A 23,643-nucleotide genomic window follows, 5' to 3' on the forward strand; every position below is an offset into this window, starting at 1 on the left:
ACACTAACGCTCCTGGTTGTAGGTGCTGTCAGGACCACTGTGCTGATTTCTAGTGGCCTGGCCGTTCGTTTCACTGCCTGCGTTGCGCCCACGCTGGACACCCCGGCGCAGGTTGCTCAGCCTGCCCCGGACGTCCTCGGGAGCACGGGAGATCTGTGGACCTCCCTGCGGGGTCGTCGTGGCCGCGCCCTCGACCAGGTTGGCCTTGGGCACCCGCCGCGGCAGGCCGGAGGAGGTGACCCCGCCCGCCTTGGGCTTCTTCAGCTGGGAGGCCTGCTGCCAGCGCTCGTCGTTGGCCGAGCGCCAGTCGCCGTTCGGTCCCCCGGCCGTCGGCTGGTCCTGGGCCACTTCCTGCCGTCCGTTCACGGCGCCCGCGCTCGTGCCGCCCGCACTCGCGGTGGAACCGCGACGGGGCAGACCGGCGTCGGTCAGCGCGTGGCGGCGGAAGGGGTGGGTCCCGGACGGTCGAAGCCTACGCGGTCCGGCTCCTTCACGTCAGCGGCCTGCGCAGATTCCGGTTCCGGAGCGTACTCGGAGCGGTACGAGCCCTGGTACTCCTGCTGCTGCGGCCAGTCGTCCTGATAGGACTGCTCTTCGAAGCCCGGGTACGTCTCCGGGGCGTTCGCGGCGGCCGCCGTGTGGTCCTCCTGCACGGGCTCCGCATAGGCGGGCTCGGGGTAACCGCCGGTAGCGGTGAACGTGTCGTTCCCGCCCGGGAGGTGCCCGTTGCCGTTCGCCACGCCGTTGCCCTGGCCGAAGTACGCCTCGTCGTACGACGGCTGCCGCGGCTCCTCGTACGCCGTCTGCTGGTCGAACGACCGCTGCGGGTCCACATAGGCCGTCGCGCCGTTGTCGTAGGACGGCTCGGGCGACTGGAAGTCGTCGCCGTAGCGCGGCGCCTCGCCGGCGGGCAGCTGCGGGTTCTGGTGGGTCTGGGACTCCAGGGCCGCGCGGCGCTCCTCGCGGATCAGGGAGCGGCCCACGGGGTCCAGGTCCCGGATGTCGTCCGGCACCTCGTAGCGGCTGTCGTCGAAGCCCAGTTCGGCGGCGGTCCGCATCGGGGCGAGGCCCGGCTGCTGGAAGGAGTGCTGCTGCTCGGGGATGATCTGCGAGACCGTGAACTGGTCGGCCTGCGGCTGCTGCTGCTCGCCACCGCCACCATGGGTGATGACATCCGGGAGCATGACCAGCGAGGTCGTACCGGCCTGCTCGCCCGAGGGGCGGAGCTGGACGCGGATACCGTGCCGGTCGGACAGCCGGCCGACCACGAACAGACCCATGCGCTGGGAGATCGCGGCGTCCACGGTCGGCGGGTTGGCCAGCTTGTGGTTGATGTCCGCGAAGTCCTCGGCGGTGAGGCCGATGCCCTTGTCGTGGATCTCGATCATCACGCGGCCGTCGGGGAGACGGGTCGCGGTGACGCGGACCTTGGTCTGCGGGGAGGAGAACGTGGTGGCGTTCTCCAGGAGCTCGGCGAGCAGGTGCACGAGGTCGGTCACGGCACGGCCGTGGATCTCGGCCTCCGGGACACCGGACAGCTCGATGCGCTCGTACTGCTCCACCTCGGAGGAGGCGGCGCGCAGCACGTCGATCAGCGGGACCGGCTGGTCCCAGCGGCGGCCGGGCTCCTCGCCGGCGAGGACCAGGAGGTTCTCGCCGTTGCGGCGCATACGGGTCGCCAGGTGGTCCAGCTTGAAGAGGTTCTCCAGCTGGTCCGGGTCGGCCTCGTTGTTCTCCAGGTCGGTGATCAGGGTCAGCTGGCCCTCGATCAGCGACTGGTTGCGGCGCGAGAGGTTGGTGAAGATCGCGTTGATGTTGCCCCGCAGCAGGGCCTGCTCGGCGGCGAGCCGGACGGCCTCGCGGTGGACCTGGTCGAAGGCGCGAGCGACCTCGCCGATCTCGTCCGTGGTGGTGATCGGGATCGGCGCCACCCGGGTGTCGACCCGGCCGGGGTCGGTGCGCGAGAGCTGGTCGACCAGCATCGGCAGCCGCTGCTCGGCGATGCCGAAGGCGGCGTTGCGCAGCTGGCGCATCGCGCGGCTCATCTGGCGGGCCATGATCCCGGCGAGGATGAACGCGGCGAGCAGGGCGACGATGACGATCGCGCCGTTGATGTAGGCGTCGCGCTGGGCGTCGGAGGCGATCTGGCCGGCCTCGTCCACCGCGCGGTTGATCAGCTCGGTCTCGACCTCGCTGTACCCCTCGAACTTCAGGGTGGAGGCAGCCATCCAGTTCTGGTAGGTGACGCCCTGCGCCGCGAGCTGGTCGGGCGAGGCGCCGCTGCCGATCAGCTGGATCATCTTCAGCATGGAGTCCGGCGGCGCCTTGTAGTCGGCGTCGGCGGCAGCGGCCTCGGCGGCCTGCTTCTTGCCCTCTTCGGTCTTCTGCGCCATGACCGACTCCAGGCGCGCGGCGTCGGCCTCGGTGCCACCGGAGATGTACTCCTGTACGGCGATGTTCTCCAGGTAGGCGTACGAGGTGAACGCGGTGACCTGCTGACGGAAGATCTGCTGGTCCTCGCTGGGGCGGACCAGCAGGTGGGTGCCGATCGAACGCTGCAGCGAGGCGGCGCCCTTGGCGAGCGTGACCGCGTAGACCGTACGGCCGTAGGCGGTGATGTTGCCGGTACCGAGGCCGAGCTCGTTGGAGAACTCCGCCAGGAGGTGCTCGACGGTGACGTAGCCCTCTTCGGTCTGTACCGGGTCGGCGGCCCGGGTGAAGGCGGTCTGCCGGAGCTTCTCCAGCGACGGCTCGGCCTCCTCCACCAGACGCAGTCGGCGCTCCAGGCCCTGCCCGGCGGGCATCCCGACGACCTCCGCGTGGAAGGCGTCCGCCTTCTCGTCGGTGAAGGCGCGGGCGTCCTTGACGACCTCGCTGTCGCGGTTGCCGTCCAGCAGCGGCTGGGCGGAGAGGTCGCGCTCGTTGAGCAGGGCCTCGGCGTAGACACCGGCGGCGGCCACGATCTTGGCCACCTTCTCGGCGTCCCGCGCCTCCTGCCAGGTGTCGATCGATCCCTTCACCTGGAAGCCGCCCATGACCAGGCCGACCAGCACGGGTATGAGGAGGATCGCGTTCAGGCGAGTGGGTACACGCCAGTTGCGGGGGAGAGACGACTGCCGCTGGCTGCGGGAGCTGCCGTCGGCTCCGGACCGGTCACTTGTGCGGGTGCCGCTCCGCGCGGCGGCGGGGTGAAGTTGCCCCGCGCCGACGGCTCGGGACCTTTCTTGCTTCGCCTCACTCGACCAACAACCTCTCGGCGCCGGCACCTACGTCGTGCCGCGGGTGACTCCACGCCCTAGTACGTCTTTGACTAATGGGCAGTTCAGGCATTCCAGCACGTCACGCTGAGGACTTCCAAACACTGGGAGGCAACGATTCCGCGTGATGTAAGTCCCAGATAAAACGGTCATAAAGAGCGAGCCCCGGCAAAAAGCGGGGCCATGGTGAGCGCAGCGGCACCGATCGACCGCGACGCGTGGTCGTACCACCATATTTCTCTGTCGAAACGTTATGAACACCGGGGCCGACCGTGTCAAAGGACACAGCCGGCTCCGGTGTAGCTACGACAACTGCCGTATGCGGTTGTGGACTTGGGTCCTGTTTTGGCCCCAGGTGTGGTGCTTCGGCCTCTGAGGCCCTAGCGCAGCCGCGCCATGAGCGCGTGCTCGACCAGGGTGATCAGGGCCGACTTGGCGTCCGCGCGGTGGCGGGCGTCCGTCGTGATGATCGGGGTGTCGGGCCCGATCTGCAGCGCCTCGCGCACCTCGTCGGGCGTGTACGGCTGGTGCCCCTCGAAGCCGTTGAGCGCGATGACGAAGGGGAGGCCGCTGTTCTCGAAGTAGTCGACGGCCGGGAAGCAGTCGGCGAGACGCCGGGTGTCGACGAGGACGATCGCGCCGATGGCGCCACGTACCAGGTCGTCCCACATGAACCAGAAACGATCCTGCCCCGGCGTACCGAAGAGGTAGAGGATCAGGTCCTGGTCGAGGGTGATGCGGCCGAAGTCCATGGCGACCGTGGTGGTCGTCTTGTCCCCGGTGTGGGTGAGGTCGTCGATGCCCGCGGACGCGGACGTCATCACGGCCTCGGTACGCAGCGGGTTGATCTCCGAGACGGCCCCGACGAACGTGGTCTTGCCCACGCCGAAGCCACCCGCCACCACGATCTTCGCCGAGGTGGTGGCCCGCCCCGCTTCAGAGCTTCCGAAGTCCACTGAGCACCCTTTCCAGCAGAGTCACGTCCGGGGCACCACCGGCGTTCTCGTCGCCACCGGGCTGGTGGATCGCGACGAGTCCGGCCTCGGCGAGGTCCGCGACAAGGATCCGTGCCACACCGAGCGGCATGGACAGCAGGGCCGACACCTCGGCCACCGACTTCACCTCGCGGCACAGGTGGCAGATCCGCTGGTGCTCGGGGAGCAGTCCCATCAGATGCGCGGGGTCTGCCGTCGTGCTGATCAGTGCTTCGAGGGCGAGCTGGTATCGCGGCCGCGTCCGGCCACCCGTCATGGCGTACGGCCGAACCAGAGGCTGGTCGCCCTCGTCTCCGTACGGCTCTGCGTACGGATCGTGAGGAGCGGTGGGCGGGGTCATTGATCCTCCGAGCGGGACAGCAAGTCGGTCAGTCGTGCCGTCTGACGGGGGCCGGTGGGGGACTGTGTCGGCCGGACGGTGATGTTGTGAGTTCTGTGGATCCGCAGGCGTCAGTGGAGCAGACTGCCTTGGAGTTCGGCGCGCAGATCGGGCGTGAGCACGGCGCCCGCGCGGTCGACGAGCAGTGCCATCTCGTAACCGACCAGGCCGATGTCGCACTCGGGGTGGGCGAGCACGGCCAGGGACGATCCGTCGGAGACGGACATCAGGAAGAGAAACCGCGCTCCATCTCGACCACGGTCTGGGCCACGTCCCCGCCCTCGAAGATCCGGGACGCCCCGGCCGTGAGCGAGGTGAGCCCCGAGGCGACGGCCGCGAGCTGATCGGCACGGTCGCGCGGAAAGCCCTCCGACATCGCCAGGAGAAGACCGTCGGCGGACACGACGACGGTGTGGGACACCCCGGGGGTGTTGTCCACGAAGTTGGTGATCAACCAGTTGAGGTTCTGTGCCGCCTGGCTCATCTGGCTCAACTAACGCTCCTGCTGGTGAGTGGGGCTCGGGAAGCTGCCGGTCTGGCCGGTACCGGCCTGTCGACCCTGCGCGATGCCCCGACGGAGATTGGTCAGCCGGCCGCGAACGTCGTCAGGCGAACGCGAGACCTGCGGACCGGTTTGGTGCTGTTGCTGCTGAGCCGTGCCCGGCACGAGGTTGGCGCGCGGGACCCGGCGCGGCAGGCCGGAGGTGGTGACCCCGCCCGCCGAAGGCTGACGGGCTCGTTCGGCCTGGCGGACCAGGTCGTCGTTGGGCGTGCTGCGCCAGGTGGGGGAAGCGGGCGCGGCGGGTGTCGCCGGACGCTGTGGGGCGGCCGGAGTCTGAGGAGCGGGCGCGGCCGGCGCCTGCGGCGCGGAACCGTTGCCCTGCCGGTGGCCCTGCTGCTGACCGTCCTGTCCGCCCTGACCGTGGAACCAGTTGGTCTCCAGCGTGTCGTACAGCGGCGTACGGCCGTCCATCGGACCCGTCGCCGGGGCAGCGCCTCCGGCTCCTGCGGGCGCGCGGGGCGCTGCGGGGCACCGGGGGACGCTGCGGCGGCACCGGCGGGCGGGGCGCGCCGAAGCTCTCCCCGTTCACCTGCGGCCGCTCGAACTGACCGGTGTCCTGGCCGTTCTGGCGGCCCGGCACGTCGAACTGCCCGGTGCCCTGGCCGTTCTGCCGCCCCGGGGCCCCGAACTGGCCGGTGTCCTGCGGGTTCTGCCGACCCGGCGCCGGGAACTGGCCCGTGCCGGAGCCGTCGTAGCCCTGGGTGGCGAACTGGCCGGTGGACGACGGGTCCTGCGGCGCGCCCCGGGACGGACCGGTGGGCGCCGGCGGAGCACCGGCCCCGCCGAACACGTCGGAGCGGACGTAGGAACCGGTGCCGTTCTGCGGTGCGGGCGTGCCCGCGCCGGGACGGCGGCTGTCGAAGTCGGCGCCCGGGGAACGCGGGAAGCCGCTGGGGAGCCCGGAGCCTGGGCGGGGTCGACGCGCGGCATCGGCGCGGTGACGTCCGGCTGCTCCTCGTGGCCGCGCGGGGCGTCCAGCGAGGCACGCGGCACGGGCGGCTGCGCGGTCTCGTCGCTCCAGCTGGGCGTCCGCGACGGGGAGTTGTTGCCGCCGGGCAGCTCGGCGCGTGCGCCACCGCGGCCGGGCAGCTGCGGGCGGCGCCTGCCGGAACGTTCCTTGCCCTGCTTCGGCGGCACGGCGCCCGGACCGTTGTCGGTCCCGCCGGGCCGGCCCGCACCCGCGTCACCCGGGCCACCGGCCGGGCGCAGGCCCGAGCCGCCGACCGGGAAGCCGCCCTGGCGTCCGGAGTCGTCGAAGCTCTCGAAGCCGCTCGGCACACCGGTCCCGGCGGCCTGCAGCCCTGCGGGGCCCCCGGCGCCTGGCCGCCGCCGAACCCGCCGGCCCCGGTACCCGCCGGCGGCCGACCGCCCTGCGGAGGCACCGGCGGACCGCCCTGCGGCCCACGCGGACCGCCGGGGTTGCCGAAACCGCCCGGACCACTGGGGTTGCCGGGCAGCGCGGCCCGCGGACCCTGGCCCGCGCCGACCTGCCCGCGCTGCGGCGGGCCACCGAGCAGACCGCCACCGGCGGACGGGCCGCCGAGCGGCGGACCCGACTGGTTGCCGGCCTGGCGGCGCGCGGCGGCGGCACCGGCCGCGGCCTGCGCGGCGGCCGGACCACCGGTGGACGGCCCGCCCTGGCCGGGCTTGCCCGGGGTGGGCTTCTTGTTGCCCTGCGCCACGTCCACGGGAAGCATGACGAGCGCGGTCGTACCGCCCGAGTCGGACGGACGCAGCTGGATACGGATGCCGTGGCGCTGCGACAGCCGGCCGACCACGAACAGACCCATGCGGCGGGATACCGAGACGTCCACGGTGGGCGGCGAGGCGAGCCGCTCGTTGATCGCGGCGAGGTCCTCGGGGGAGAGACCGATACCGGTGTCGTGGATCTCGATCAGCACCCGGCCGTCGGGCAGGGCGTGACCGGTGACCTTGACCTTGGTCTGCGGGGAGGAGAACGAGGTGGCGTTCTCCAGCAGCTCGGCGAGCAGGTGCACGAGGTCGTTGACCACGCGGCCGGCGACCTCGGTCGTCGGCACGGAGGCCAGCTCGATGCGCTCGTACTGCTCCACCTCGGACGCGGCGGCGCGGAGCACGTCGACCAGCGGGACCGGACGGGTCCAGCGACGGCCGGGCTCCTCACCGGCGAGAACGAGGAGGTTCTCACCGTTACGGCGCATGCGGGTGGCGAGGTGGTCGAGCTTGAAGAGGGAGGACAGCTGGTCCGGGTCGGCCTCGCGGGACTCCAGTTCGGAGATGAGCGACAGCTGACGCTGGATGAGGCCCTGGGAGCGGCGCGAGAGGTTGGTGAACATCGCGTTGACGTTGCCCCGGAGGAGGGCCTGCTCGGCGGCGAGGCGGACGGCCTCGCGGTGCACGTCGTCGAAGGCCGCGCCACCTGGCCGATCTCGTCCCGGGAGTGCACACCGACCGACTCGACGGAGGTGTCGACGTCCTGCGGGTCCGACTCCGAGAGCTGCTTGACCAGCTCGGGCAGCCGGTCCTGGGCGACCTTGGTCGCGGTGTCCTGCAGGCGCCGCAGCGAGCGGATCATGGACCGGGCCACGACGAACGCGCCGACCAGCGAGACACCGAGGACGAGCAGGATGAGCGCACCGGAGATGATCGCCTCTTTGCTCCGCGTCGGCGCGGAGATTACGAGCGGTCTGCTCCATCTCCTCGAGGAGCGAGCCCTCGATCTTCTTCATGCGCTCGATCTTGGCCCCGGAGTCGTCGATCCAGTCCTTGTACGAGCGCTTGTCCTGCCCGCCCAGACCGCTCGAGCTGGCGAGGACACGGTCCGCGTAGACATCGGAGGCCTCGACGGTGGGGCTCGCGTCGTCGATCGGCTTGGTGACGTCCTCGGCACCGGCACCGTAGATGTCGGAGAAGGTGCTGCGGTCGGACTCCTCGTTGCCCAGCGCCGCGTTGGCGTACAGCCGGTCGTTCTCGGAGAGCTTGCCGGCCTTCTCGTTGGTCTCGGGCAGGGCCGCCGCGATGACCGCGCGCTGGACGGAGGCGTACTCCTTGGCGGAGGAGAACGCCGCCAGGGCACGGGTCCGCTTGATCATGTCCGGGTTGCTGGTGGCCTCGGCCATGTCCGTGGACAGTTCCAGCAGCCCCTCGATCAGGCGGTGGTAGGCCTCGACCGTCTGTGTGGAGTTCTGTTCGTCCACGTAGGCGTTCTTGCGGATGCTGCTCAGGCTGTAGAGGTCGCGCACGACCCGGACGAGGCTGTCGCGGACACCGGGCATCTTCGAGGTGGTGTTCGCGGTCTCGGCGGCCTGGGTCGCGTCGGTGAACTGGGTACGGGCCAGGTCCGTCTTCTCGCGGGCGCCCTTGATCGTGTAGTCGCTCGCGTTGACGCCGTGGGCGAGAGGACCGGCGGACTCGTCCCGCTCGTTCTGGAGAGCGGTGGCGAGTTCGGTCGCCTGCTTGGTCATGTCGGTGAGCAGCCGCATGTTGTCGAGCTGCTGGATGTCGTCCACGTTGTCGCCGATGCGCAGGGCACCGAGCGAGGTCGCCGCCACCACGGGGAGCGCGAGCAGCGAGACCAGACGGGTCGAGATGCGCCAGTTGCGCAGGGCTATTCGCGAGCCGCCGCTTGCGCCGCCGGCGTTGGGGCCGCCCTTGGGCTTCCCGGGCGGTACGGGAGCAACTGACGCGCCGGGGCGCCCGGAGCGCTCCCCGCCGTCGCCGATCTCCGCCGGACCCGGGTTCTGGGCGTGCTGGGGGAGGAACCGTTGCCGGCTCCGTTGTGTGGCTCCGGCTCCGCCGAAGCGCTGCCATCCCTCTTGAAACGTCCCTGCACTAGCGTCGCAACCTCTGGACCAGGCGTCCCACCGCGTGAACGGCGAGACGGTGTCGGCGTCTTCGGGGACGCCCTGAATACGTCCCCATAGGTGGTCGTGAGTGACCGGCGCTGGCTCCCCCTCCACCGCCGCCAGGCGCTGTTGTTCTGCGCCCCTGCGCGCCGGCACGATCCTGCGGCGGTCCGTGGAATTCCAGCACAGTGCCGGATCTCCAACAAGGCCAACGGGTAACGGTCTGTTCACTGTGACAGCATGTGAGGAGAACGTCACCGGGCGTGGAAGGTGTTTCCGTTTATTACGGACAAAGTGGTGCGATCCAGTGGCACCAACCGGGTGTCCCAGTCGCCATGATCAGGAGCGGAATGCGCGCTTCAGGTAACCAATGTCCGTTTCGTGGGGATGGGTTGATGGCCGGGAATACCCGTTTTGCCCATGACTGAGTGAGGAAACTCACACGCCGATCATGCCTTCTTCACGACTTGGCCCGGGAATCGGATGTTTAGCCTGACGCTTTACAGGGATGGCGAATCCGACAACCCGCGCCTGTGGGACGGCCCTTACGGCCCTCCCGGCGCCCGTACAGGACGAGGTCCAGGACAACAGTGAAGACGACGACGATGTTCCGCACGATAGCCAACCCCGGCGCACGACGCTGGCCCACCTCGCCGACGCCGAGGACCTGCGTACGCCGGAGCAGGAGCACTCCGTCGACCTCCCCTCCGTGACCGCCAACCCGCGCCGGACCGTCCTGATGACGGTCCCGGTCCAGCCGGCGGAGTAGTTGCACGCTCAAGTACGCGCGGAATCGGCCAACTGCTCAAGCCGGTTCCTGTGAAGAATCGGCGGATTCCCGTGAGGACTCCGTGGAAGGGCGCCCGGCACCAGCCGGGCGCCCTTCCGCACGCCTGCCGCGTTAATGCGCGAGGCGGCCACCCCGCCCCGCGTTAGCCTGGACCGTCAGACTCCAGCCAGCTCAGTTAAGGGGCGCAAGCATCCCGTGCGCATCGCCAGGTTCTCCATCGACGGGAACGTAGCCTTCGGCGCGGTCGAGGGCGACAAGCCGGACGAGCTCGTCCTCGACATCATCAAGGGCATCCCGTTCACGGACTTCGAGCTCTCCGGTACGAAGGTCCCGGTCAACAAGGTCAGGCTGTTGCCGCCGGTGCTCCCCAACAAGGTCGTCGCCTTCGGCCGCAACTACGCCGAACACGCCCGTGAACTGGGCAACGAGGTCCCGGACGCCCCCTTCGCCTTCTTCAAGCCGGCCACCTCGGTGATCGGCCCCGGCGACGAGATCCAGTACCCGGCGTTCTCGCAGGAGGTGCACCACGAGGCGGAGCTGGCGGTCGTCATCGGCCGGCTGTGCCGCGAGGTGCCGCGCGCACGCGTCAAGGACGTGATCTTCGGCTACACCTGCGCCAACGACATCACCGCCCGTGACGTCCAGAAGCGCGAGAAGCAGTGGGCCAGGGCCAAGGGCTTCGACACCTCCTGCCCGCTGGGCCCCTGGGTGGAGACCGACCTCGACCCGAGCGACCTGACCATCCAGCTCACCGTCAACGGCGGGCAACGCCAGCTCGGCCGGACGAGCGAGATGATCAACTCCATCGAGGACCTGATCGTCAACATCACCGAGGCCATGACGCTGCTCCCCGGCGACGTGATCCTCACGGGCACCCCGGCAGGGGTCGGCCCCCTCAACGTCGGCGACGAGGTCGCCGTCACCATCGAAGGCATCGGCACTCTCACCAACAAGGTGATCAAGCGTGGCTAACGGCTCCGTCCGCGTACGTTTCTGTCCGTCCCCGACCGGCAACCCCCATGTGGGCCTGGTCCGTACGGCCCTGTTCAACTGGGCGTTCGCCCGCCACACCGGCGGCACGTTCGTCTTCCGCATCGAGGACACCGACGCGGCCCGCGACTCCGAGGAGTCCTACGGCCAGCTCCTGGACTCCCTGCGCTGGCTGGGCTTCACCTGGGACGAGGGCCCCGAGATCGGCGGCCCGCACGCGCCGTACCGCCAGTCGCAGCGCATGGAGACCTACAAGGAGGTGGCCGAGAAGCTCAAGGACGCCGGCCACGCCTACGCCTGCTACTGCTCCGCCTCCGAGCTGGAGGAGCGCCGCGACGCCGCCCGCGCCGCCGGGAAGCCCTCCGGCTACGACGGCAAGTGCCGCGAGGTCACGCCCGAGCAGCTCGCCCGCTACGAGGCCGAGGGCCGCGAGCCGATCATCCGCTTCCGGATGCCCGACGAGACGATCACCTTCACGGACCTGGTCCGCGGCGAACTGACCTTCACCCCGGAGAACGTGCCGGACTACGGCATCGTCCGCGCCAACGGCGCCCCGCTCTACACGCTCGTCAACCCGGTCGACGACGCCCTCATGGAGATCACCCACGTCCTGCGCGGCGAGGACCTGCTCTCCTCCACGCCCCGCCAGATCGCCCTCTACAAGGCGCTGATCGAGCTGGGCATCGCCAAGGAGATCCCGTCCTTCGGCCACCTGCCGTACGTGATGGGCGAGGGCAACAAGAAGCTCTCCAAGCGCGACCCCGAGTCGAGCCTCAACCTCTACCGGGAGCGCGGCTTCCTCCCCGAGGGCCTGCTCAACTACCTCTCCCTGCTGGGCTGGTCGCTCTCCGCGGACCAGGACATCTTCACGATCGAGGAGATGGTCGCGGCCTTCGACATCACCGACGTGAACCCCAACCCGGCCCGCTTCGACCTGAAGAAGGCCGAGGCGATCAACGCCGACCACATCCGGCTGCTCGACGTGAAGGACTTCACCGAGCGCTGCGCCCCGTGGCTGAGAGCCCCGTTCGCCCCCTGGGCGCCCGAGGACTTCGACGAGGCCAAGTGGGAGGCCGTCGCCCCGCACGCGCAGACCCGTCTCAAGGTCCTCTCGGAGATCACGGACAACGTCGACTTCCTGTTCCTGCCGGAGCCGGTCGCGGACGAGGCCAGCTGGACCAAGGCCATGAAGGAGGGCTCCGACGCGCTCCTGCGCACGGCGAGGGAGAAGCTGGAGGCCGCCGACTGGACCTCGGCCGAGTCCCTCAAGGAGGCCGTCCTGGCCGCCGGCGAGGCCCACGGCCTCAAGCTCGGCAAGGCCCAGGCCCCCGTCCGCGTGGCCGTCACCGGCCGCACGGTCGGCCTCCCCCTCTTCGAGTCCCTGGAGATCCTGGGCAAGGAGAAGACGCTGGCCCGCGTCGACGCGGCGCTCGCGAAGCTGACCGCGTAACGCTCGGTCGCACCCGAGGGAGGGGCGGCACCCGGTGGCCCGGGCGCCGCCCCTCCTGCCGTCCCGACGTGGTCCGTCCTCCCGACGTGGTCGGTCCTCCGGACAGGACGACCGGCCGCGGGCTACCGTCGGATCATGGACATCAAGGCCGTGCTCTGGGACGTCGACGACACCCTTTTCGACTACACCGAGGCCGACCGGGCCGGTATGCGGGACCATCTCGCCGCCGAGGGGCTGCTGCCCGGCCACGACTCCGTCGAGGACGCGCTCACCCGCTGGCGCGAACTGACCAGCGTGCACTGGCGACGGTTCGCGGCGGGCGAGGGGGACTGGGAGTCCACCCGCCGCGACCGCGTACGGGACTTCCACGGCAGCCCCCTCACCGACGCGGAGGCCGACGCCTGGTTCGAGCGTTACGTCGCCCACTACGAGCGGGCCTGGTCGCTCTTCCCCGACGTCCTGCCCGTCCTGGACGCGCTCGCCGCCAGCCACCGGCACGCGGTGCTCTCCAACTCCAGCCTCCCCGTCCAGGAGCGCAAGCTGCGCGCCCTCGGCGTCCGGGACCGCTTCGAGACCGTCCTGTGCGCCGAGCAACTGGGCATCTACAAGCCGGCCGCCGAGGCCTTCCACGCCGCCTGCGAGGCCCTGGAACTGCCGCCGCACGAGGTCGCGTACGTCGGCGATCACCCGGAGATCGACGGCCGGGGCGCCGCCGACGCCGGTCTGCTGTCCGTGTGGATCGATCGCGGAAGTCTGCACGCGACCGTCGACCCGCCCGTGGGACCGCACCGGATCGCCACACTCGCCGAACTTCCCGCGATCCTCGGCTCGGATACCCGTTTTGGAGCGCCGTCCACCTTCGGGTAATGTTCTTCCTGCGCCGCCGGAGAGCGGGCCGAAAGGCCGGAACCGACGGAGCAAGCTAGAACAAGATCCCCACAGGGGCTTGCGTTCCAGTGGCCTATGGTGTAATTGGCAGCACGACTGATTCTGGTTCAGTTAGTCTTGGTTCGAGTCCAGGTAGGCCAGCTCGCAGAGCTCATCTGCGTATGCGGAGATCAGATCCGCGAAGCCCCCGTTGTGTAGCGGCCTAGCACGCTGCCCTCTCAAGGCAGTAGCGCCGGTTCGAATCCGGTCGGGGGTACAGATCCTTCCCGCGAAGGTGGACCAGGGTAGCTCCCACCACCATCGATGCAGGATCGCTAGGGCCCCCGTTGTGTAGCGGCCTAGCACGCCGCCCTCTCAAGGCGGTAGCGCCGGTTCGAATCCGGTCGGGGGTACGCAAAGCTCTCAACCATATTGGTCTATGGTGTAATTGGCAACACTACGGTTTCTGGTACCGTCATTCTTGGTTCGAGTCCAGGTAGACCAGCTCGGACCTGCGGCGTTGTAAATGGAACGCCTGCAGGATCGCTAGGGCCCCCGTTGTGTAGCGGCCTAGCACGCCGCCCTCTCAAGGCGGTAGCGCCGGTTCGAATCCGGTCGGGGGTACGTATCGGAAAGGCCCTCCACTTCGGTGGAGGGCCTTTCTCGTGCGCCCGGCTACTCGAAGCCGTACCGCCGGGCCGACTCCTCCTCCTGGGCCAGCCGGTGCAGGAAGCGCAGCACCGGCTCGAAGAGCACCGCCGCCGACACCGCCACCTCCGCCATCTCGGTGTCGGACGCGTAGCTCTCCATGTGATCCAGATCCCGGGCCGCCGCCTGGTGCATCAACTCCGCGTACGGGGCCATCTGTTCGGCGCCGCAGGGGAAGCCGAGCCGCAGCAGTGTCGCCACCAGCGCCACCAGCGAGCGGTGGGCGGGGGAGAGGGAGCCGGTCTCCCGCACCGACTCCCAGCCCAGCATCCGTAGCAGCCGGTCCACCTCGGCCGTCGCGGCGACGGTGACCGGGTCCTCCTCGTCCGGACCGGGGGCCTGGGGCAGCGCCCACAGGGCCGCGCCCAGCCGGATCGTGCGGCCCAGGGAGTCGTCGTCGACGTGCTTCAGCACCTCCCGCGCGTTCGCCACCGGCACCTTGCCCACCTGGATCAACGCCCGCACCAGCCGCAGCCGGCGCAGATGCTCCTCGTCGTACTCCGCCGTCGTCGCGTTGATCTGACGGCCGGGCGCCAACAGCCCTTCGCGCAGGTAGTACTTGATCGTCGCGGTGGACACCCCGCTGCGCTCACTCAGTTCCGCCAGCCGCATCTCTTGCGCCCCTCCTTGGTAAGTGTCACTATCCAAACATGGTTGTTCGGATAGTACCGCTCACCAAGTAGGGGGAGACATGTCAGGGAAGCGGGTCACCGCCGGCCGGACCACCGCCGCCGCCGAGGGCGACGTCGTGGTGCTGCTGATCGGGATGCGGATCAATCACTTCTGGGCCGTGCACCACTGGGGGCCCGTGTTCGCGGCGATGCCCCGGATGCTGCGGGAGCTGCGCCGGGACCCCGGCCGTGGGCTCCTCCACGCCGTGCTGCTGACGGCCTCCCCGCGGACGTACTACGTCGTCCAGTACTGGGAGTCCAAGGAGAAGCTCTACGCCTACGCGCACGCGCCCGACGCGTTCCACCGTGTGGCGTGGGCCGCGCTGAACCGCAAGGAGCGCAAGGGGAAGGGGCGGCAGCATGTGGGGCTCTGGCACGAGACGTATGTGGTGCCGGAGGGGTCCTACGAGTCGATCTACGCCGATATGCCGGCGTTCGGGCTCGCGGCGGCGACGGGGGTGCTGCCGCTGGCCGAGCGGGGGAGGTCGGCGAAGGAGCGGTTCGCTCACCGGCGGGGGGTCGGTGCCTAGGTCGTGATCATGGGAAAAGGCCTGCCGCGGCGTTGAGGCAGGCCTTTTCCCATGGTCGGACGGAGTGGTGTGCTGGTCAGCCGGTGCGGCGCAGGGCCTCCGAGAGGCGGCCCGCGGCGTCGATGACCGCCTGGGCGTGCATACGGCCGGGGTGGCGGGTCAGACGCTCGATGGGGCCGGAGACCGAGACGGCGGCCACCACGCGGTTCGACGGGCCGCGCACCGGGGCGGAGACCGAGGCGACGCCCGGCTCGCGCTCACCGATGGACTGGGCCCAGCCCCGGCGCCGTACGCCCGAGAGCGCGGTGGCCGTGAAACGGGCGCCCTGCAGACCGCGGTGCAGCCGCTCCGGCTCCTCCCAGGCCATGAGGATCTGGGCCGAGGAGCCGGCTTTCATCGTGAGGGTCGAGCCGACCGGCACCGTGTCCCGCAGGCCCGAGAGCCGCTCCGCGGCGGCGACACAGATACGCATGTCGCCCTGCCGGCGATAGAGCTGCGCGCTCTCGCCCGTGATGTCGCGGAGGTGGGTGAGCACCGGGCCCGCCGTGGCGAGGAGGCGGTCCTCGCCGGCGGCCGCGGCCAGCTCGGCCAGCCGTGGGCCGAGGATGAATCGCCCCTGCATGTCGCGTGCCACCATGCGGTGGTGTTCCAGAGCCACGGCCAGGCGGTGGGCCGTGGGTCGTGCGAGTCCGGTGGCGCCGACCAGACCCGCGAGGGTGGCCGGACCGGACTCCAGAGCGCTCAGGACAAGGGCCGCCTTGTCCAGAACGCCGACGCCGCTACTGTTGTCCATGCAACGATACTCGCGTCTCACTCTGTGAAACGCAAGTTCAATTTCGCGTGGACCTTGCCACTCTGGAAGCAGAACGAAGCACGACGAAGCACAACGACGAAGTGCGACGAAGTACGACAACGGCTCGCGGACCAACGAGCCCGGCGGCCGGCGCTCATACGAGGGGTACGTGCGCTCGCCACCTCCGATATCTCTAGTTGGGCCGGTGCTCGGACAAGCCGGCCGGAGGGAAAGCGATGGGTAGGACACTCGCGGAGAAGGTCTGGGACGACCATGTCGTCCGGCGCGCCGAGGGCGAGCCCGATCTCCTCTTCATCGATCTGCACCTGCTGCACGAGGTGACCAGCCCCCAGGCCTTCGACGGTCTCCGCAAGAGCGGGCGCAAGGTGCGCCGGCTCGATCTGACCATCGCGACCGAGGACCACAACACCCCGACCCTGGACATCGACAAGCCGATCGCGGACCCGGTGTCCCGGGTCCAGCTGGAGACGCTGCGGGCGAACGCCGCCGAGTTCGGTGTGCGGCTGCACCCGCTGGGTGATGTCGAGCAGGGTGTCGTGCACGTGGTGGGTCCGCAGCTGGGTCTGACCCAGCCGGGCATGACCGTCGTCTGCGGCGATTCCCACACCTCCACGCACGGCGCGTTCGGCGGTCTGGCGTTCGGTATCGGCACCTCCCAGGTGGAGCATGTGCTGGCCACGCAGACGCTGCCGCTGGTCCGGCCGAAGACCATGGCGATCACGGTCGAGGGCGAGCTGGCCGACGGGGTGACCGCCAAGGACCTGATCCTGGCGATCATCGCCCGGATCGGCACGGGCGGCGGCCAGGGCTATGTCCTGGAGTACCGGGGCCCGGCCATCGAGAAACTCTCGATGGAGGCCCGGATGACCATTTGCAACATGTCGATCGAGGCCGGTGCCCGCGCGGGCATGATCGCCCCGGACCAGACCACCTTCGACTACCTGGAGGGCCGTCCGCACGCTCCCGAGGGCGAGGACTGGGACGCGGCCGTCGCGTACTGGAAGACGCTCAGGACGGACGAGGACGCCGAGTTCGACGCCGAGGTGATCATCGACGGTACCGCCCTGGCACCGTTCGTGACCTGGGGCACCAACCCCGGCCAGGGCGCGCCGCTTTCGGCGTCCGTGCCCGACCCGGCCTCCTACGAGGACGCCTCCGAGCGTCTGGCCGCGGAAAAGGCCCTGGAGTACATGGGGTTGGAGGCTGGCCAGCCGCTGAAGTCCATCACCGTGGACACCGTCTTCGTGGGCTCGTGCACCAACGGCCGTATCGAGGACCTGCGCGCCGCCGCCGAACTCGTCAAGGGCCGCAAGGTCGCCGACGGCGTCCGCATGCTCGTCGTCCCCGGCTCCGCCCGGGTCGGCCTGCAGGCCGTCTCCGAGGGTCTGGACGTCGTCTTCAAGGAGGCCGGCGCCGAATGGCGGCACGCCGGCTGCTCGATGTGCCTGGGCATGAACCCCGACCAGCTGGCCCCCGGTGAGCGCTCCGCGTCCACCTCCAACCGCAACTTCGAGGGCCGGCAGGGCAAGGGCGGCCGCACCCACCTGGTCTCCCCCCAGGTCGCCGCCGCCACCGCCGTCCTGGGCCACCTGGCGTCCCCCGCCGACCTCGCCGACGCCACCGCCCCCGCGCCCGCTGGAGTCTGAACAGCCATGGAAGCATTCACCACCCACACCGGCCGCGCCGTCCCGCTGCGCCGTTCCAACGTCGACACCGACCAGATCATCCCGGCCCACTGGCTCAAGAAGGTGACCCGGGACGGCTTCGAGGACGGGCTGTTCGAGGCCTGGCGCAAGGACGAGACCTTCGTCCTCAACCAGCCCGAGCGCGAGGGTGCCAGCGTCCTGGTCGCCGGCCCCGACTTCGGTACCGGCTCCTCCCGCGAGCACGCCGTCTGGGCCCTGCAGAACTACGGCTTCAAGACCGTCATCTCCTCCCGCTTCGCCGACATCTTCCGCGGCAACTCGCTCAAGAACGGCCTGCTCACGGTCGTCCTGGACCAGAAGACCGTGGACGCGCTCCAGGAACTGGTCGAGAAGGACCCGCAGGCCGAGATCACCGTCGACCTCCAGACCCGCGAGGTACGCGCCGAGGGCATCACCGCCTCCTTCGAGCTGGACGAGAACTCCCGCTGGCGGCTGCTGAACGGCCTCGACGACATCTCCATCACCCTCCAGAACGAGGCCGACATCTCCGCCTACGAGGCCAAGCGGCCCTCGCACAAGCCGAGGACGCTGAAGGTCTGATCCGGCTGCGCGGACCCACCCCTCGGGAGGGCCGTGCAAGGCGGATTCCAGCCACCGCGACACCCCCAGGTACCCCCAATCGTGCACGGTTGGGGGTACCGCCATGTCCGGGTTCGGAGACCTTCGAAGTCATGTGCAGAAAGGTTTCAACTCCCCTAGTTACAAAGGCGATTGCCGGGGTACGCGCACCATGATGTGGCATCCGCCCGGGGCACCCGAAAGGCCCCCGGGAGACGGCAGTTGCCCCCTGCGCAGGCGACAACTCGCCCCAGATGGCACAATCTGTGCATGGAACACGACGGCCAACTCGAGCTCTATACGGCAGTCGCGGGCCAACTCAAGGAAGCGCACACAAGAGTGCGCGCACTGCAAGTCCCGGAGGGCGTACGCATGGCGCTGACCCGGAAGCTGCTGGTCATTACGGCCGTGGCCAAGCACGATCTCGCCGACGCGGCAAGGCGGCTGGAGAGCTTCACGACAGACCTCGACGAGGGGCGAATGCCCGCAGGGGAACGCTGAAGGAACTCCATGACCGCCGAGTTCGTTGCGGCACAAGGGTGATAAGCCCGTTTCGTGTTTGATTTGCGGTATATATCTGCCTAACGTGCGAAAAGCTTGAACACTTTCGTTCTGGCGATGTCTCCGAAGGGGAAGACGTGAACAAGGCGCAGCTCGTAGAAGCGATTGCGGACAAGGTCGGCGGGCGTCAGCAGGCCGCCGACGCGGTCGACGCCGTTCTGGACGCCATCGTCCGCGCGGTCGTCGCCGGGGACCGGGTGTCGGTCACCGGCTTCGGTTCGTTCGAGAAGGTCGACCGGCCGGCCCGTTACGCCCGCAACCCGCAGACGGGTGAGCGGGTTCGGGTCAAGAAGACCTCCGTGCCGCGTTTCCGCGCGGGCCAGGGCTTCAAGGACCTGGTGAGCGGTTCGAAGAAGCTTCCCCGCGGTGGCGAGGTCGCGGTCAAGAAGGCGCCCAAGGGCAGCCTGAGCGGTGGCGCTTCGGCGACCGTCAAGAAGGCCGCGGCGAAGAAGACCACCGCCAAGAAGGTGACCGCCCGCAAGACCACCGCCGCGGCCAAGAAGACGACGGCCGCCGCGAAGAAGACCACGGCGAAGAAGACGACCGCCAAGAAGGCCACCACCAAGACGGCCGCGGCGAAGAAGACGGCCGCCAAGAAGACCACGGCGGCGGCGAAGAAGACCGCGGCGAAGAAGGCGCCGGCCAAGAAGGCCACCGCCAAGAAGGCGCCGGCCAAGAAGTCGACGGCTCGCAAGACGACCGCGAAGAAGACGGCCGCGCGTCAGGCTTAGGGCGTCGGGTACTCACTCACACGCGCCGGGCCGGGCTCCTGTTGGGGAGCCCGGCCCGCGGCGTGTCCGGGGGCGGATCTCCCTGGTCCGTCCAGAGGGCCCGTGTCCGTCCGGAGGGTTCGCGTCCGTTCAGAAGGTCTGCAGGGTGATCAGCGTGATGCGCAGGGCCTCGCCCTCGCCCCGCGTCTCGATCCTCACCCGCTGGCCCGGCCGGAGCAGGCGCAGCGCGCCCGCGTCGAAGGCCGGGGCGTCGAAGGGCAGCGGGGTCCCGTCGTCCAGGAGGACCTGGCCGGTGCGGGTGGCGGGGTCGTAGGTGTACGCGGTGGCCTGCATGGCCGCAGCCTACTGGCCGGGGATCAGCAGGCGCGCGGCCGCGGCGGCCGTACGGGGGCCGACCCCGAGACCGAGTGCGGCCCGCAGGTCGTCGCCGGTGTCGACGTCCTGGCGTACGGAGTCGACGGCGGCGGGTGAGAGTTCCACGGCGCCGGAGCGGCGGTGGCGCAGCCGGGAGCCGGGGCCGAAGACGGGGGAGAGGTCATGGCCGGGTGTCGCGGCGAGCAGGGTGGTGCCGGTGCCGGCGGCGTCCGGGAGGAAAGAGCGGGGGAATTCGGCGGCCGTGTTCAGGACGCGGGTCAATTCCTCGGGGCGCAGAGCGGGCAGATCGGCGTTCAGGGCCGCTACGGGGCTTTGCGGGCGTATATCGCGCACCACCGCCGCCGCGTGCCGCAGAGCGGCGTTCAGGCCGTCAGGAGAGCCTTCGCGGCGATTCTCGGGGACGGTACGGGCGCCCAGGGCCGCCAGCTCGCGGGCGGCGAGCGGGTCGTCCGTGACCACGACCACACCGTGGACCGCCGTGGCGGCCAGGGCCGCGGCCACCGTGTCCTGGGCGAAGGCGAGGGCCAGGCCGGGACGCACCGCGTCGGCGGCGGTGTCCGAGAGCCTGCTCTTGGCCCGCGCCAAGGGTTTCACGGGTACGACCAGGGTCCACTGCACGCGGGTTCCGTCCCTCTCTTGTCGCCGCCATTGTCACCTGGGCGCAATGGCCCGCCGCAGGGCGGGGCGTACGGTGTTCTCGACAGACCGGCAGCCCGGGGCGACACTTGTGCGGCTCCGGGCCCGGAAGCTGGCCCTGGGAAGTCCTAGAGGAAGGTGTCCGCGTGCCCCGCCGGAGAATCGGCTTCTGGTACCGCCTCGCCGCGGTGATCGCCAAACCACCCCTGGTGGTGCTGATCAAGCGGGACTGGCGTGGAATGGAGAACATTCCGGCCGAGGGTGGATTTATCACCGCCGTGAACCACAATTCGCATGTCGATCCCTTTGCGTACGCCCATTATCAGTACAACAGCGGCCGGGTTCCGCGCTTTCTCGCGAAGAGCGGTCTCTTCGGCAAGGGATTCATCGGCGCCGTCATGCGCGGCACCGGACAGATCCCCGTCTATCGCGAGAGCACCGACGCGCTGAGCGCCTTCCGGGCCGCGATCGACGCCGTGGAACGCGGTGAATGCGTCGCCTTCTACCCCGAGGGCACCCTCACCCGCGACCCGGACGGCTGGCCGATGACCGGCAAGACCGGTGCCGCGCGGGTCGCCCTGCAGACCAGGTGCCCGGTGATCCCGGTCGCGCAGTGGGGCGCCAACGAACTGCTGCCGCCGTACGCCAAGAAGCCCAGCCTCCTGCCGCGCAAGACCCACCACGTGCTCGCGGGCCCGCCCGTCGACCTGTCCGCCTTCTACGGCCGGGAGATGAGCCCCGACCTGCTGAAGGACGCGACGGAGGTCATCATGGCCGCCGTCACCCGCCAGCTGGAGGAGATCCGCGGCGAGAAGGCGCCCGAGACGCCGTACGACCCGAGGCGGGAGCGGATCGAGCAGCGGCGCAGGAGTGCCCGAGCGGTCGAGCACCAGCGGCCCGAGCAGCACAATGGGGCGTTGCGGGGGCAGGAACGTCAGGAACGTCAGGAAGAGGGGCAGGGCAAGTGAGCAAGCCGGTCAAGGCGGCGGTGTTCAGCGCCGGTTCATGGGGTACGGCCTTCGGGACGGTGCTCGCCGACGCCGGGTGCGACGTCACCCTGTGGGCGCGCCGCGCGGAGGTCGCCGACGCGATCAACTCCACTCGGACCAACACCGACTACCTGCCGGGCCTGGAACTCCCGCAGAACGTGCGGGCCACCACGGACCCGGCCGAGGCCGCCGCCGACGCCGACTTCACGGTGCTCTCCGTACCGTCCCAGACCCTGCGCGCCAACCTCGCCGAGTGGGTGCCCCTGCTGGCCCCCGGCACCGTCCTCGTCTCCCTCATGAAAGGCGTCGAACTCGGTTCCGCCATGCGGATGAGCGAGGTCATCGAGGACGTCGCCAAGGTCGGGCAGGACCGTATCGCCGTCGTCACCGGGCCCAACCTGGCCCGGGAGATCGCCTCCCGGATGCCGGCCGCCTCGGTGGTCGCCTGCACCGACGAGGCCGTGGCCCAGCGGCTCCAGACCGCCTGCCACACCCCGTACTTCCGCCCGTACACCAACACCGACGTCGTCGGCTGTGAGCTGGGCGGCGCGGTGAAGAACGTGATCGGGCTCGCCGTCGGCATCGCGGACGGCATGGGGCTCGGCGACAACGCCAAGGGGTCGCTCATCACGCGCGGTCTCGCCGAGACGACCCGGCTCGGTCTCGCGATGGGGGCCGACCCGCTCACCTTCTCCGGACTCGCGGGCCTCGGCGACCTGGTGGCGACCTGCTCCTCGCCGCTCTCGCGGAACCACACCTTCGGCACCAACCTCGGCAGGGGCATGACCCTCCAGGAGACCATCGCGGTCACCAAGCAGACCGCCGAGGGCGTCAAGTCCTGTGAGTCCGTACTGGACTTGGGACGACGGCACGGCGTCGACATGCCCATCACGGAGACGGTCGTCGACATCGTGCACGACGGCAAGCCGCCGGTCGTCGCCCTCAAGGAGATGATGTCGCGCAGCGCCAAGCCGGAGCGACGCTGAGCGAAAGCGACCGTTCGGGCACTGACTGGCGTCCTACCAACGGGTACTCTCAACGCGATATGAGCACCGAGAACCTCCCCCAGAGCCCTGAGCAGCCGTCCCGCAAGCCGCGCGTGGCCGTCGTCTTCGGCGGCCGCAGCTCGGAACACGGGATCTCCGTGGTCACGGCCGGCGCCGTCCTGCGGGCCATCGACCGGACCAAGTACGACGTCCTGCCGATCGGTATCACCAGGGAGGGCCGCTGGTTCCTCACCGCCGACGAACCGGACCGCATGGCGATCACCGACCGCCGTACGCCGAGCGTCGAGGAGCTCGCGGAGTCACGGGAGGGCGGTGTGGTGCTCCCCGTCGACCCCGCCAACCGCGAAGTCGTCTACAGCGAGCCCGGATCGGTGCCCAAGGCGCTCGGCGAGGTCGACGTCGTCTTCCCCGTCCTGCACGGCCCGTACGGAGAGGACGGCACCCTCCAGGGCATGCTGGAGCTGTCCGGTGTCCCGTACGTCGGCTCGGGCGTCCTCGCCTCGGCCGTCGGCCAGGACAAGGAGTACATGAAGCGGGTGTTCACCTCCTTCGGGCTCAAGGTCGGCCCGTATGTGGTGATCCGGCCGCGCGAGTGGCAGCTCGACGAGTCCGCCGCCCGGAAGAAGATCATCGATCTCGCCGGTGAGCACGGCTGGCCCCTCTTCGTGAAGCCGGCCCGCGCGGGCTCCTCCATCGGCATCACCAAGGTCGACGACCTCGCCGGCCTGGACGACGCGATCGCCGAGGCCCAGCGGCACGACCCGAAGATCCTGGTCGAGGCCGCGCTGCGGGGCCGGGAGATCGAGTGCGGCGTCCTGGAGTTCGAGGACGGCCCGCGCGCCTCGGTCCCCGCCGAGATCCCGCCGCCCGAGGCCCATGCGTACTACGACTTCGACGCCAAGTACATCGACTCGACGCCCGGCATCGTCCCGGCGCCGCTCACCCCGGAGGAGACCGCCGAGGTCCAGCGGCTCGCGGTCGACGCCTTCGACGCGGCCTCCTGCGAGGGCCTGGTACGCGCGGACTTCTTCCTCACGGAGGACGGCGAGTTCGTGATCAACGAGATCAACACGCTCCCCGGCTTCACCCCGATCTCGATGTACCCGGCGATGTGGAAGGCGAGCGGTGTCGAGTACGGCGAGCTGGTGGACCGCCTGATCCAGGCGGCGCTGCACAGGTCGACGGGTCTGCGCTGAGCCGTGCCCTCGACGGGCCGAAGGCCCCAAAGGGGCGCGGGGAACTG

Annotated in this window: 18 protein-coding genes, 5 tRNA genes and 3 pseudogenes; 17 read left to right on the forward strand and 9 right to left on the reverse strand. The window is 69.9% G+C overall.

The window, feature by feature from the left end:
* Nucleotides 1-3 precede the first annotated feature (3 nt).
* The 5 genes and pseudogenes from J8M51_RS20550 to J8M51_RS20570 all read right to left on the reverse strand — a co-directional run bounded on the left by J8M51_RS20550 (nucleotide 4) and on the right by J8M51_RS20570 (nucleotide 9,004).
* A pseudogene (locus tag J8M51_RS20550) lies at nucleotides 4-3,238 on the reverse strand (nitrate- and nitrite sensing domain-containing protein).
* Nucleotides 3,239-3,637: 399 nt separating this feature from the next.
* Nucleotides 3,638-4,213 (reverse strand): GTP-binding protein, encoded by a 576-nt coding sequence (locus J8M51_RS20555; RefSeq protein ID WP_086754758.1) that lies wholly within the window; start codon nucleotides 4,211-4,213, stop codon nucleotides 3,638-3,640.
* The gene (locus tag J8M51_RS20560; protein WP_086754757.1) at nucleotides 4,194-4,592 is read right to left on the reverse strand and encodes a DUF742 domain-containing protein; all 399 of its coding nucleotides are present in this window, start codon (nucleotides 4,590-4,592) and stop codon (nucleotides 4,194-4,196) included. Before J8M51_RS20560 ends, J8M51_RS20555 begins: the two co-directional genes overlap by 20 nt.
* Before the next feature lie 110 nt (nucleotides 4,593-4,702).
* Nucleotides 4,703-5,115 (reverse strand): annotated as a pseudogene (locus J8M51_RS20565) (roadblock/LC7 domain-containing protein).
* Between the two features lie 9 nt (nucleotides 5,116-5,124).
* Nucleotides 5,125-9,004, reverse strand: a pseudogene (locus J8M51_RS20570) (nitrate- and nitrite sensing domain-containing protein).
* A 521-nt stretch (nucleotides 9,005-9,525) separates the two neighbouring features.
* Here J8M51_RS20570 and J8M51_RS20575 point away from each other — a divergent pair.
* The 9 genes from J8M51_RS20575 to J8M51_RS20615 all read left to right on the forward strand — a co-directional run bounded on the left by J8M51_RS20575 (nucleotide 9,526) and on the right by J8M51_RS20615 (nucleotide 13,738).
* Complete coding sequence (locus J8M51_RS20575; protein ID WP_267299721.1) at nucleotides 9,526-9,786, forward strand: hypothetical protein; 261 nt, start codon at nucleotides 9,526-9,528, stop codon at nucleotides 9,784-9,786.
* Between the two features lie 216 nt (nucleotides 9,787-10,002).
* Entirely contained in the window at nucleotides 10,003-10,779 is a 777-nt protein-coding gene (locus J8M51_RS20580; protein ID WP_086754755.1) for a fumarylacetoacetate hydrolase family protein, read from the forward strand.
* Entirely contained in the window at nucleotides 10,772-12,247 is a 1,476-nt protein-coding gene (gltX, locus tag J8M51_RS20585; protein WP_086754754.1) for a glutamate--tRNA ligase, read from the forward strand. The genes J8M51_RS20580 and gltX overlap by 8 nt, the downstream gene beginning before the upstream one ends.
* Nucleotides 12,248-12,382: 135 nt before the next feature.
* Nucleotides 12,383-13,114, forward strand: coding sequence for an HAD family hydrolase (locus tag J8M51_RS20590; RefSeq protein ID WP_086754753.1), 732 nt, complete (start codon nucleotides 12,383-12,385; stop codon nucleotides 13,112-13,114).
* 90 nt (nucleotides 13,115-13,204) lie between these two features.
* A tRNA-Gln gene (locus tag J8M51_RS20595) sits at nucleotides 13,205-13,276 on the forward strand.
* Nucleotides 13,277-13,318: 42 nt separating this feature from the next.
* Nucleotides 13,319-13,391, forward strand: a tRNA-Glu gene (locus J8M51_RS20600).
* 63 nt (nucleotides 13,392-13,454) lie between these two features.
* A tRNA-Glu gene (locus tag J8M51_RS20605) sits at nucleotides 13,455-13,527 on the forward strand.
* Nucleotides 13,528-13,547: 20 nt separating this feature from the next.
* Nucleotides 13,548-13,619, forward strand: a tRNA-Gln gene (locus J8M51_RS20610).
* A 46-nt stretch (nucleotides 13,620-13,665) separates the two neighbouring features.
* Nucleotides 13,666-13,738: transfer RNA gene (locus J8M51_RS20615), tRNA-Glu, on the forward strand.
* 51 nt (nucleotides 13,739-13,789) lie between these two features.
* Here J8M51_RS20615 and J8M51_RS20620 read toward each other — a convergent pair.
* Entirely contained in the window at nucleotides 13,790-14,434 is a 645-nt protein-coding gene (locus tag J8M51_RS20620; protein ID WP_086754752.1) for a MerR family transcriptional regulator, read from the reverse strand.
* Between the two features lie 79 nt (nucleotides 14,435-14,513).
* Between J8M51_RS20620 and J8M51_RS20625 the strand changes: the two genes are divergently transcribed.
* Nucleotides 14,514-15,023 (forward strand): DUF4188 domain-containing protein, encoded by a 510-nt coding sequence (locus J8M51_RS20625; RefSeq protein WP_086754751.1) that lies wholly within the window; start codon nucleotides 14,514-14,516, stop codon nucleotides 15,021-15,023.
* A 76-nt stretch (nucleotides 15,024-15,099) separates the two neighbouring features.
* Here the strand turns inward: J8M51_RS20625 and ndgR are convergent, their stop codons facing one another.
* Nucleotides 15,100-15,816, reverse strand: coding sequence for an IclR family transcriptional regulator NdgR (gene ndgR / locus J8M51_RS20630; RefSeq protein ID WP_003993203.1), 717 nt, complete (start codon nucleotides 15,814-15,816; stop codon nucleotides 15,100-15,102).
* Nucleotides 15,817-16,052: 236 nt separating this feature from the next.
* Between ndgR and leuC the strand changes: the two genes are divergently transcribed.
* The 4 genes from leuC (at nucleotide 16,053) to J8M51_RS20650 (ending at nucleotide 19,393) form a co-directional block, all read left to right on the forward strand.
* Complete coding sequence (gene leuC / locus J8M51_RS20635; protein WP_086754750.1) at nucleotides 16,053-17,483, forward strand: 3-isopropylmalate dehydratase large subunit; 1,431 nt, start codon at nucleotides 16,053-16,055, stop codon at nucleotides 17,481-17,483.
* Nucleotides 17,484-17,489: 6 nt separating this feature from the next.
* Nucleotides 17,490-18,083, forward strand: coding sequence for a 3-isopropylmalate dehydratase small subunit (gene leuD / locus J8M51_RS20640; RefSeq protein ID WP_086754749.1), 594 nt, complete (start codon nucleotides 17,490-17,492; stop codon nucleotides 18,081-18,083).
* A gap of 288 nt (nucleotides 18,084-18,371) precedes the next feature.
* On the forward strand, nucleotides 18,372-18,602 hold the full coding sequence (locus tag J8M51_RS20645; protein WP_086754748.1) for an SCO5555 family protein: 231 nt from the start codon (nucleotides 18,372-18,374) through the stop codon (nucleotides 18,600-18,602).
* A 137-nt stretch (nucleotides 18,603-18,739) separates the two neighbouring features.
* Complete coding sequence (locus tag J8M51_RS20650) at nucleotides 18,740-19,393, forward strand: HU family DNA-binding protein (RefSeq protein WP_086754747.1); 654 nt, start codon at nucleotides 18,740-18,742, stop codon at nucleotides 19,391-19,393.
* A gap of 129 nt (nucleotides 19,394-19,522) precedes the next feature.
* Here the strand turns inward: J8M51_RS20650 and J8M51_RS20655 are convergent, their stop codons facing one another.
* Nucleotides 19,523-19,726 (reverse strand): hypothetical protein, encoded by a 204-nt coding sequence (locus J8M51_RS20655; protein WP_086754746.1) that lies wholly within the window; start codon nucleotides 19,724-19,726, stop codon nucleotides 19,523-19,525.
* A 9-nt stretch (nucleotides 19,727-19,735) separates the two neighbouring features.
* Nucleotides 19,736-20,386, reverse strand: a complete 651-nt coding sequence (gene cofC / locus J8M51_RS20660) for a 2-phospho-L-lactate guanylyltransferase (protein WP_086754745.1) — start codon at nucleotides 20,384-20,386, stop codon at nucleotides 19,736-19,738.
* Nucleotides 20,387-20,550: 164 nt separating this feature from the next.
* On the opposite strand from cofC, the gene J8M51_RS20665 reads away from it, so the two are divergent.
* From J8M51_RS20665 to J8M51_RS20675, 3 genes are read left to right on the forward strand one after another with little or no spacing between them, the layout of a single operon-like run.
* Nucleotides 20,551-21,372 carry a lysophospholipid acyltransferase family protein gene (locus J8M51_RS20665; RefSeq protein ID WP_086754744.1) on the forward strand — a complete coding sequence of 274 codons (822 nt, stop codon included), beginning with the start codon at nucleotides 20,551-20,553 and terminating at the stop codon, nucleotides 21,370-21,372.
* Nucleotides 21,369-22,379, forward strand: coding sequence for an NAD(P)H-dependent glycerol-3-phosphate dehydrogenase (locus J8M51_RS20670; RefSeq protein ID WP_086754743.1), 1,011 nt, complete (start codon nucleotides 21,369-21,371; stop codon nucleotides 22,377-22,379). Before J8M51_RS20665 ends, J8M51_RS20670 begins: the two co-directional genes overlap by 4 nt.
* 59 nt (nucleotides 22,380-22,438) lie before the next feature.
* Entirely contained in the window at nucleotides 22,439-23,596 is a 1,158-nt protein-coding gene (locus tag J8M51_RS20675) for a D-alanine--D-alanine ligase family protein (RefSeq protein WP_086754742.1), read from the forward strand.
* Nucleotides 23,597-23,643 lie beyond the last annotated feature (47 nt).

It is taken from the genome of Streptomyces griseiscabiei, from assembly GCF_020010925.1.
GTDB classification, from domain to species: domain Bacteria; phylum Actinomycetota; class Actinomycetes; order Streptomycetales; family Streptomycetaceae; genus Streptomyces; species Streptomyces griseiscabiei.

Bases quoted from the DNA above. Each gene is read 5' to 3' on its own strand.
- J8M51_RS20560 (WP_086754757.1), bottom strand. From the start codon at position 4,592: ATGACCCCGCCCACCGCTCCTCACGATCCGTACGCAGAGCCGTACGGA.
- J8M51_RS20575 (WP_267299721.1), top strand. From the start codon at position 9,526: ATGGCGAATCCGACAACCCGCGCCTGTGGGACGGCCCTTACGGCCCTC.
- J8M51_RS20590 (WP_086754753.1), top strand. From the start codon at position 12,383: ATGGACATCAAGGCCGTGCTCTGGGACGTCGACGACACCCTTTTCGAC.
- J8M51_RS20620 (WP_086754752.1), bottom strand. From the start codon at position 14,434: ATGCGGCTGGCGGAACTGAGTGAGCGCAGCGGGGTGTCCACCGCGACG.
- J8M51_RS20625 (WP_086754751.1), top strand. From the start codon at position 14,514: ATGTCAGGGAAGCGGGTCACCGCCGGCCGGACCACCGCCGCCGCCGAG.
- ndgR (WP_003993203.1), bottom strand. From the start codon at position 15,816: ATGGACAACAGTAGCGGCGTCGGCGTTCTGGACAAGGCGGCCCTTGTC.
- leuC (WP_086754750.1), top strand. From the start codon at position 16,053: ATGGGTAGGACACTCGCGGAGAAGGTCTGGGACGACCATGTCGTCCGG.
- leuD (WP_086754749.1), top strand. From the start codon at position 17,490: ATGGAAGCATTCACCACCCACACCGGCCGCGCCGTCCCGCTGCGCCGT.
- J8M51_RS20645 (WP_086754748.1), top strand. From the start codon at position 18,372: ATGGAACACGACGGCCAACTCGAGCTCTATACGGCAGTCGCGGGCCAA.
- J8M51_RS20655 (WP_086754746.1), bottom strand. From the start codon at position 19,726: ATGCAGGCCACCGCGTACACCTACGACCCCGCCACCCGCACCGGCCAG.
- J8M51_RS20675 (WP_086754742.1), top strand. From the start codon at position 22,439: ATGAGCACCGAGAACCTCCCCCAGAGCCCTGAGCAGCCGTCCCGCAAG.